General features: G+C 59.2%; 7 protein-coding genes and 1 pseudogene. 5 read left to right on the top strand and 3 right to left on the bottom strand.

What is annotated here, in order from left to right:
* The 4 genes and pseudogenes from RSSM_RS18060 to RSSM_RS18045 form a co-directional block, all read left to right on the top strand.
* Window positions 1–286: pseudogene (locus tag RSSM_RS18060) on the top strand (prepilin-type cleavage/methylation domain-containing protein); the annotation flags it as partial.
* Window positions 287–413: 127 nt separating this feature from the next.
* A complete protein-coding gene (locus RSSM_RS18055; RefSeq protein ID WP_044302937.1) occupies window positions 414–1,436 on the top strand; it encodes a hypothetical protein in 1,023 nt (340 codons plus the stop codon).
* Window positions 1,437–1,688: 252 nt separating this feature from the next.
* The gene (locus RSSM_RS18050) at window positions 1,689–2,909 is read left to right on the top strand and encodes a bifunctional 3,4-dihydroxy-2-butanone-4-phosphate synthase/GTP cyclohydrolase II (protein WP_044302941.1); all 1,221 of its coding nucleotides are present in this window, start codon (window positions 1,689–1,691) and stop codon (window positions 2,907–2,909) included.
* The gene (locus RSSM_RS18045) at window positions 2,906–3,358 is read left to right on the top strand and encodes a hypothetical protein (protein ID WP_008681840.1); all 453 of its coding nucleotides are present in this window, start codon (window positions 2,906–2,908) and stop codon (window positions 3,356–3,358) included. The genes RSSM_RS18050 and RSSM_RS18045 overlap by 4 nt, the downstream gene beginning before the upstream one ends.
* A 146-nt stretch (window positions 3,359–3,504) precedes the next feature.
* Here the strand turns inward: RSSM_RS18045 and RSSM_RS18040 are convergent, their stop codons facing one another.
* Entirely contained in the window at window positions 3,505–5,943 is a 2,439-nt protein-coding gene (locus tag RSSM_RS18040; RefSeq protein WP_008681838.1) for an ATP-dependent helicase, read from the bottom strand.
* A gap of 520 nt (window positions 5,944–6,463) precedes the next feature.
* On the opposite strand from RSSM_RS18040, the gene RSSM_RS18030 reads away from it, so the two are divergent.
* Window positions 6,464–6,997 (top strand): hypothetical protein, encoded by a 534-nt coding sequence (locus RSSM_RS18030; protein ID WP_008681831.1) that lies wholly within the window; start codon window positions 6,464–6,466, stop codon window positions 6,995–6,997.
* Window positions 6,998–7,560: 563 nt separating this feature from the next.
* Here the strand turns inward: RSSM_RS18030 and RSSM_RS18025 are convergent.
* The gene (locus RSSM_RS18025; protein WP_008681827.1) at window positions 7,561–9,408 is read right to left on the bottom strand and encodes a hypothetical protein; all 1,848 of its coding nucleotides are present in this window, start codon (window positions 9,406–9,408) and stop codon (window positions 7,561–7,563) included.
* A partial coding sequence (locus tag RSSM_RS18020) for an IMP dehydrogenase (RefSeq protein WP_044302933.1) occupies window positions 9,383–9,595 on the bottom strand: 213 nt, incomplete at its 5' end. The genes RSSM_RS18025 and RSSM_RS18020, both read right to left, overlap by 26 nt.

Genomic DNA, 9,595 nt, shown 5'->3' with positions numbered 1-9,595 from the left:
CCTCGCCAACAGCCAAGTGCAAAGCCCGGCAGCGATTCCACCCACGCCCACCGAACCGATGGATTCTCTGTCGACGACGCCGTTTGAGTATCAAGTCGACGTCGCACCGGCTCCCATCGACGGCATGCTCGCCCTGCGAGTGACGGTTCAGGCGATCGATGAAAGCGGCGGTCCTCCCGTAGCGACTTACTCGCTGACGCGATGGATGATCGATCCGATGCTCGGTCTGGCCGAACTCGAAGCCGAAGAAGAGGCGGCCAAGGAGGAGGCCGAAGCCGGTCTCTGAACTCACGCGAGCGAAACGCTTTCTCTCCAGTGGTTCGATTCACACTCTCCCACGCCTGCTCCACGCCTGCTCCACACCTGTCCAACGCCTGTCCAACGCCTAACCCACGTCAAACACTTTTGTGATCATGTCGCCACCCGCATCCCGCCGCCGAACATTTCGAGGCTTCACGCTGCTCGAAATGCTGCTCACGCTCGGCCTTTGCGTCGTGCTGATGACCCTCGTCAGCAGTGTGATGACGTTCTACGTTCGCGAGATGTCGACCGCGGAAACCACCTACCGCCAATCCCAAATCGCCTCGGCGGTCTTGCAGATGATCGAGGACGACCTGCGAATGACGTTGACAACCCGACCGGTCGACACATCGCCGCTATCGGATGTTCTGGCCTCGGCATCGGCGCCACTCTCGGCGCTCGGCATCTCCACCGGCGAGGATTCGGGTGAACCTCAAGACGACCTGCCGGACGATTCAGCGTCCACCGACTTGTCGAGCGATCCGCTCGCCGAGGACACCGCCGACGCCTCCACGCTCGACTCGAGCCTCGGGGGCACGGTCCTGCAATCACCCGGCCTGATCGGCAACTCGCTGCAACTGCAGGTCGACATCAGCCGTTTGCCACTGCTCGAAGAATCGGTGATCGACCCGACGTTGGCGATCTCCGGCGGCAAACTGCTCGACCGGCCGAGCGACATCAAAACAATTAGCTATTTCGTCCAACCGGAGGGCACCGGCTCGAATCTCGACGCGATCGAGGAACTCGCCATCGCGAACGGAATCCCCGGCATGAACACCACCGGCGGTGGTCTGGTGCGGCGTGAACTCGACCGAACGATCAACACCTACGCGGCCACCACGGGAGGGCTATCGCGGCTGAGTTCGGTCGGTGAAGTCATCAGCCCCGAAGTCACCGCGATCGAATTCGAGTATTTCGACGGGGTGAACTGGCTGACTTACTTCAGCAGCGATGAGATGGGCTATCTCCCTCCGGCCGTCAGGGTGACGTTGCAGATCGGCGGGGAGCAAGACACCGACACCGAGACGACCATCGAATCCGTCCGGACGTTCACCCACGTCATCTATCTTCCGATGAGCCATCCCGAGGATGCCGAAGACGAGGAAGACGAACTGATGACGGAATCTTCGTTCTGATCCGTCGTTCCGCGTCACCCGACCGCACGGGGCGGCCAACATCGCCGGCCGAATGAGGTCGCGTCGCGGCGGGTGCACAGGGTACTATCATTCCCGCAAACGCCTGGACTTCTCAGTTCGGCGGTCGCAGTCCATCATAGGACCGCAGACGCGGGTAGTGTGAACGCGGCAAACGCCTCGCACATCCAATGCCTTGTCGCATTGGCGCTCGCGATCGTTGTCCGCAATCTCCACGCACCTCCCCACACCGCCATGTCGTCTTCTATCGAGTTGAACACCATTCCCGAAGCCGTTGAGGCCATCGCTCGTGGTGAGGTCATCATCGTGATCGATGCCGAAGACCGTGAAAACGAAGGCGATTTCGTCTGTGCCGCTGAAAAAGCGAGCGTGGAAACGATCAACTTCATCCTCGGCGGTCGCGGCCAGTTGTGTGCCCCGCTGCTTCCGGAGTTGTGCAAAAAACTCGAACTCTCTCCAGTCGTCACGCAGAACAACGCCCCCCTGCAGACCGCCTTCCTGACGCCGATCGACATCGCCACCGCCCGCACGGGGATCACCGCGGCCGAACGCAGCGAAACGATCCGGCGACTCGCTGACAACGACGTCGACGTCAACGACTTCGTGCGTCCGGGCCACGTCTACCCGTTGCTCGCCAAAGAAGGCGGCGTGCTCCGGCGAGCAGGTCACACCGAAGCCTCGGTAGATTTGGCTCGCATGGCGGGCCTCCAACCGGTCGGCGTCCTGTGCGAAATCCTCAACGAATCGGGTGACCGCGCGTCGCGTGAGGACTTGGCGGTCCTCGCTCGCGAGAAAAACCTCAAAATCATCAGCATCGAACAACTGATCGCTCATCGTCGCGTCAGCGAAAAACTCGTCAGCCGGTCTGCGACGTCCACGCTGCCGACGCATTACGGCGAATTCGAAATCATCGTCTATAAGGTCGACTACGAGGCGCAAGAACCGATCGCATTGGTATTCGGCGACCTGTCCGCTCCCGGCCCCGCACCTTTGGTCCGGATGCACAGCAGTTGTTTTACCGGCGACTTGGTCGCGTCGCTGCGATGCGACTGCGGTGACCAACTCCACATGGCTCTCGAAATGATCGGGCACGAAGGTCGCGGTGCGTTGATCTATCTGCCGCAGGAAGGCCGAGGAATCGGATTGGCCCAGAAGATTCGCGCCTATGCGTTGCAGGACAACGGCCTCGACACCGTCGAAGCCAACCACGCCCTCGGTTTCAAAGCCGACATGCGCGACTACGGCGTCGGATTGCAAATCCTCAAAGATCTCGGGCTCTCCGAAGTTCGGTTGTTGACCAATAATCCGAAGAAAACCAAAGCGTTTAACTTGCGTGGCTTTGACCTCAAAGTCGTCGATCAAGTCCCGATCGTTCCGACCGTCAACAAGCACAACCAACGTTACTTGGAAACCAAACGCGAAAAGATGGGGCATCAACTGCCACCAATGTCGTGAGCCTGCGGTTTACCATTTCGCTGCACCGGGTCGCATCCGGTTTGAAACGACAACCATCGCCGGGCACTGAATCCCCCACCCCGGTCACCGACCATCTCGACTGGTTCTTTCAGCAATCGCCCGACGAAGCATTGCCAGTCAAAACACTGGCAACTTCCGTGGCGCTCGCCGGCTCGACGCAAATCGAAGCCACGCTCTTGCCGGATCACCGCGTGCGCTACCTCGACTACGACGGAGAGGTTTCCGGCAACCGTGGCTGCGTGCAACGATTGGTTACCGGAACCTATGAGACGATCAAAACCGATGCGAGGCAGTTCACCATCGGCGCGGTGAAAACAAGCATCATCGACCTTGACGATCAAGTGGAATACGAACCGAGTGCCGCAGAGATACAAAGTTCGCTGCACCGCCTACTGACAACGAACCCACACGTCGAATTGCTGCATTGAGTTTGCCGTTGGTCGGATTTCGGGCCAAAGGCCCAGACGTTTATCTAGCCCAGCCCAACGGGCTGGGTTAACGGTTCCACGCAAACCTCAGGGCCGAAGGTCCGGCTGTTTGCTTGCCTGGGACACCTGGCACGTCGAGACGGCGCTCAACTCGCGTCGACTAATTCGAGTTTGGCGAATGCGAGACGGAATGTCTGTTCGGAATCGTCGTCGGCGAAGCGGATTTTGGCGGTGCGTTTGGGGCCTCGTCCGGTCAGCTCCATAATTGTGCCTTCGCCGTAATCGGGATGTCGCACCGTGCTGCCTTCGCGGTAGGCTCCCAACGGGACGCGATCGGACGACAACATCTCGCTCGCCGTGGTCAGCCCTACCGTGATTCCTCCACGCGACTTGGGCTTCTTTTTCTTAGCCGGCGGATCCATGTAAACATCGGGGATCACCGACACCGAATCGGACGCGTCACCCGTCGGCGATTCCACCGCTGACGAAGCGACCGCCGTCTCGGTCGATTCTGGAGGGTCGGTTGTGACAGCGGACGACTCAACCGAATCAGACCGGTATTCCTTCTCGCCTTCTTCCTCCGGAGCGGGCTCTTGCACGAAATCCCATGAGTCCGGGTAATCCATGTCCCCCGAGTCGTCAAAGAAATCGCGATCAGCAAACGACTCGATCACGTTCATGTCCGCCCTCGGCAGTTCGCTCAGGAACATACTCGGAATCGCGACGCGGAAATCACCACGCATGCTGCGGCGTTTCGCATAGCTGAGCTGCAACCACTGCTTTGCACGCGTGATGCCCACGAACAACAACCGCCGTTCTTCCTCGAGCTGCTGATCGTCTTGCTTGCTGCGGTAGTGCGGCAACAGATCATCTTCCACGCCGATCACAAACACCCGTGGGAATTCGAGCCCCTTGGCCGCGTGCAACGTCATCAACGTGACGCGGTTGTTGGAGTCTTCGAATTTGTCCGTGTCGGACACCAACGCGACTTGTTCGAGGAACGCTTCGAGCGAGCCATCTTCCGGGTGCATGCGATCGAACTCGACCGCGGCGGACAGGAACTCGTCGACGTTCTCAACCGGATTGGCGTCCTCTTTCTCAACCGAAGTGCGTTCGAGATACTCGATGTACTTAGTTTCTTCGACCAAATACCGGACGAGGTCTTCGAGCGATTCCGTGGCCTTCTTTCGCAAACGATCGTAGAGCGACACAAAGCTCCGCACCATCGTTTTGGATCGTTTCGAAAGCGTGTCGATCTCGTCCACCTGCCGTGCTGCTTGGAGCATCGGGATGCGTTGCTCGTCGGCGTAGTTCTGCAAACGCCCGAGCGTCGTCGCACCGATGCTCCGCGCCGGCGTATTGATGATTCGTTGCAACGCGACGTCGTGAGCCGGGTTGTTGATCAGGTGCAAATAAGCGAGCAGGTCTTTCACTTCTTTGCGTTGATAGAATTCGACGCCGTTGACGATTTGGTACGGCAACCCGCGATTTCGCAATGCGTGTTCGAGCGACCGGGTCAACGCGTTCATGCGGCAGAAGATCGCAAAGTCGCGTGGCTCGGCGTTTCCGGCAATCATTTGCGACGCGATCTCATCGGCGATCGCATCGGCCTCCTCGTAGCCGTCCTGGTACTGCCGCAGGACCACGTTCTCTCCGTCAGGATTGTCCGTGTAGAGTTCCTTTGCCTTGCGACGACGGTTGTGCCGAATCAATTGGTCCGCGACCGCGAGGATGTTTGGCGTGCTGCGGTAGTTTTGTTCCAAACGGACCGTTTTGACGTGAGGGTAATCCTTCTCGAAGTCCAGGATGTTGTTCAGGTCCGCCCCCCGCCATCCGTAGATCGATTGGTCGGGATCCCCGGTGACAGCGAGGTTCGGGTTGTCGACCGACATCGCGCGAACGATCGCATACTGAGCGAGGTTAGTGTCCTGGTACTCGTCGACCATGATGTACTTCAGCTTCGCGTCGAGTTCCCCGCGGACCTCCGGGTTCTCTCGCAACAACCGGGCGAAGTGATAGAGCAAATCGTCGAAGTCGACCGCATTGGCGAGTAACAACTGCTCTTGGTAGACCGGATACACCCGCGCCGCGACCGCATCGCTAGCCCGACCGGACTGCTGCTGCATGCTCTCGGGCGTGATCAATCGGTTCTTCGCCTTCGAGATTGCCGAGGCGATTTGTTCGGGCGTCGCGTGGCTGGTCGAGACCCCCGCCGCCTGGATCGCACGTTTCATCGCGGAGCGTGAATCCGCCATGTCGTAGATCGAGTAATTCTCCGACAACCCGACAAAAGACGCGTACCGACGGAGCTGCTGGGCGCAGAACCGGTGAAAAGTTCCCATCCAGACCGGTTGGTCGGGCGCGAGCAAATTCAGCCGCGTCCGCATCTCATCGGCCGCCTTGTTCGTGAAAGTCAATGCCGCGATCTGCCACGGACGAACGCCCTGCTGCAGCATGTAGGCGATTCGGTGGGTAACCACGCGAGTTTTACCGCTGCCGGGCCCAGCGATAATCAACAACGGTCCGTCGACATGAGTGACCGCGTCGGTCTGCGCCGCAGTCAGGTTTTTTGTGATTGCATCCATGCCGAACAAGATACCCGACCCATGCGGAAATGGGCAACTTGCAAAAATGGCGTCACTTTTTGAATTCTGATCAGACAAAACGACTCACCTTGCCCGCCGCGGTAGCCTCCGACGAGCGACCGATTGCCCCTCTGACACGCGTCCCGACGCGTCGATTCATCGAACCTGACACACCCCGACGAACAACGCTCGAACCGAACAGGTGAGAACTGAGCGACACACGAGTCTCACCCCTCCACCAACTTTTCGATTTGAGCATGAGAGCCATCCACAACGACGCTCAAAACGTGAAGAAAGCCGCTTCGTGCGCGTCTTTCCGAGCATTCGCGTCAGGGTTAGCAGGACTTCTCACGCAATCGATTTGCTCGGAATCAACGCAAACCTAAGTTTCGGTGTCGCCAACGACGGCTGGCAAACAGCCAACAAACACAAGGCGACACAACTATGCATGTCCCCTTTTTAGAGATGCCAACGCGGACTGGACGCGGTTGGTATTTCGCATCCTTCAAGAGTTTCCATCATGACTTCACAAATCCGTTCGATCGTTGCTGTTTTGACCGCCGTTGTTGCTTGCGGTGTTGCCTCCAACGCCTCCGCTCAAGTCTCTGACAGCCAAAAATTCACCGTTACCGTTCCATCCAATCTGTCGATCACCGCACCGGTTGACGCGGCTCTGACGCACGACGAATCCGATGCAAACCAATCGTTCCCGAACCAAGCGTGGACGGTTGTCGGCAACAGCCTCTCAGGCGTTACGGTTTCGTTCGCCACGGGATCACCATTCGTGCACACCGCCGACCCGACTTACAAACGAGATGCTCAGTTGGGTCTCGCCGTCACGACCAGTTCCGGACCAGGCGCCTGGACGGTAAACCAAGCGACCGACGTCACGGACTACAGCAACAGTGACGACATCGCAACGGTCACGGCGTCGAGCAACGGCACGTCGAGTGCCACGTTCGCCCTCGCGGTCAGCTTCATCACCGACGCGTATGGCAGCTTCCCATCGGGCGACTACGCAACGACCGTGACGGGTACGGTTACCGCCAACTAGAGCGTTCATGAAAAGGATGTCCCCGATGTCACCAGACTTCGGGAGCCTGAATCGGTGAGCCCGAATTCGGACGAATCCAGCTACTGCTCTATCATCCTTTTCGAGAAACCTGAGCACTTCGAGGAACCTTTAGCCGGTCGGCGTTAGCCGCGGTTGAATCAGACACCCGAGGCGAACGCCCGGCGGCCAACGGATTTAACAATCCTACTCGGATAGGATTTGAGTACTCAAGAAGTCTCGCGACTTCGGCTACGTGTTCATTCCAAACATCAACGACCAACCGACGCGACTTTGCCCCACTCGTATCGCCCCTACGATACTGCCCCATGGAGCGTCGGTCATACGAAGAAACCCTGGTTCGATTTTCGAACCAGGGTTTCTTTTTGTCTTCGCTGTTTCGATCGTTTTGAAGAATGACGTCGACGATGTCGCTAGACGCCCGGGGGCTGAATTCTGGCGAATTCAGCGACGGGGATGTTCACCGCGACTAACGCCGATCGGCTGATACGTCTTCGAAATATCTGACGTCGCTACTACGACCTACGTTGCTATGGCCGATGTTGCTATGGAACCAAGAGCGCGGTGCCGGTGATTGCGGCGGCCTGATACCAGGCTCCCTTCACGCTCAAAGGCACTGGCGGGATGATCCATGGGGCACAGTTACCAGGACGATAGTAGCCCAGTGCGTATTGGCATTCGTGTGGCGAGTGAACACCCATCTTGTATGGCAATACCGCGATATTGAGGAAGAAGTGTGCGGACGAGATCACGGGTTGAGCCAAAGGCCCGGCGGTGTGACCGTAACGTTCCAAGTTGACCTCTTCGAAGTACAACGGTTTGTGACACAGATTCGACGCCGCATAGGTCATCGTCGTTGGCGTCCACGTGCGAGGCGTGTAGGCAACCTGTTCGATCAAGCACTCGGTGGGCAATCCCCAGTTGTGCGAGATGTAAGCGAGGTCCGGTTCGCTCAATCGGTTGAGCGGAATCTCTTCGCGGGTTCCGTACTCAGTCAGAATGATCGCCTTCTCGTAGGCCAGATCGTCCAACCGCCCGGTACCGAGCGAACGTCCGTCGATGCTCCGCCAAGTGCGTGCTTCCTGCTTCGCACTGAATTTGCTCTTCAGTTTCGCGAACTCGTCGTTGTCGATCACGTCGGGACGAAACGGAGGGCTCGGATCGAGCGAGACTTGGTCGATCGTTGCGGCACGGATTCGGTCACGGAAGTCATCACATGACAATCCCGTTCCGCTGTTGGTCGGTCCCTCATCGTCGCTACCGAAGATCGACGGTGCAGGCGAGCGATCATTGCGAGGTTCGAGTTCGGGAGGATCGTCTCGACGTTCCTCGTCGGCTCGGCCGAATGGGTTCGGGGCGAACGTGTCGCGATCCGAAGGCGAGTCCTCGAACTCCTCTTGGATCGGTGCGGGCTGCACCGGTTCAGGAGGCGTGGTCGGTTCATTTTGCAACATGTCGCGAATCGACGAGTCACCCTGCGTGGGCGGTTGCACCGGTTCAGGCTGAGTCGGTTCGTTGTTGCGATCAAAGAGTCGTTCGAGATCGCTCGACGGTGCCGCGTCGCCAGACGGAGCACCGAAGCTCGACTCCGGTGCGGACTGTGGTAGCGCAGGTTGCGATGGTGGCGGCAACTCTTGCATGTTGCTCGGGTCGGGCACTTGGAATGCTGGACCGGGCTGCACCAATTCGGTTCCAGGCGCAGGAGTCGCCGATCCGTCACGAAACGCATTGCCTGGCAACGAGAACCCACCGCCACCGGCCTCGGTTTGCTGTGCCAACCACGCGACCTGTTGCACGTCGGCGGCGGTCTCCTGACGCAAACGGTTCGGCTGGACCGTCATCCTGTTGGACTGCGACGCGGCTTGGGGAGACATGCTGCGACGCGAATCGGCCGCGGTGGCGACGATCCGTGGTTGATGCGTGCGATCGTTTTGCTGGACCTGCTCGTTCGACTCGGCGAAGGCAGCGTCGCTGATCTCGCGGGCTTGTTCGGCGGCAACTTGCGGGCTGGTCCGCCACTGCAGGTTCCAACCGGGTCGCTGTGTCGAAGGCTGGGCGGCTCCCGCGTTTGCGTTCCCCGAGTACATCGCCGACGAGCGAACCTTGGGTACCGGGCGGAAGCCGGGGTTGCCATTCCAACCCGATGCGTTGTTCGGCGTGTGCTGCGTATGACCGGCGTTGGCGGGCCGGTAATTGTTTTGCGAGGTGGGGACCGGCGTGGAAAGCAGCCGCGGTGAATTGGCACCGGGATGTGAAGCGGCACCGGGATATTGTGCCGACGCGGTGGCTCCGCCGAACCACACGCCGCACGCCGCGATGACGATCGCGGCACGAGACGCTCGCACGCGTCCCCGCGATGAGGACGAATCAGTTCGAATCGCCGGAATGGACATCCGGGCTGTAGTTGGGCGCTTCTTGGGTGATCGCAATGTCATGCGGGTGGTTCTCCCTCACCGTGGCTGCCGAAACGCGAAGGAATTTCGCGTCCCGACGTAATTCATCGATCGTCCGTGTACCGAGGTAACCCATCCCGGCTCGCAATCCACCAACGAGTTGGTAGGCGTAATCCGACAGGGGTCC

Source organism: Aporhodopirellula sallentina SM41 (assembly GCF_000346505.1).
GTDB classification, from domain to species: domain Bacteria; phylum Planctomycetota; class Planctomycetia; order Pirellulales; family Pirellulaceae; genus Rhodopirellula; species Rhodopirellula sallentina.
Note: the sequence above shows the minus strand (reverse complement) of the source record. Positions and strands in the feature narration are given on the sequence as shown.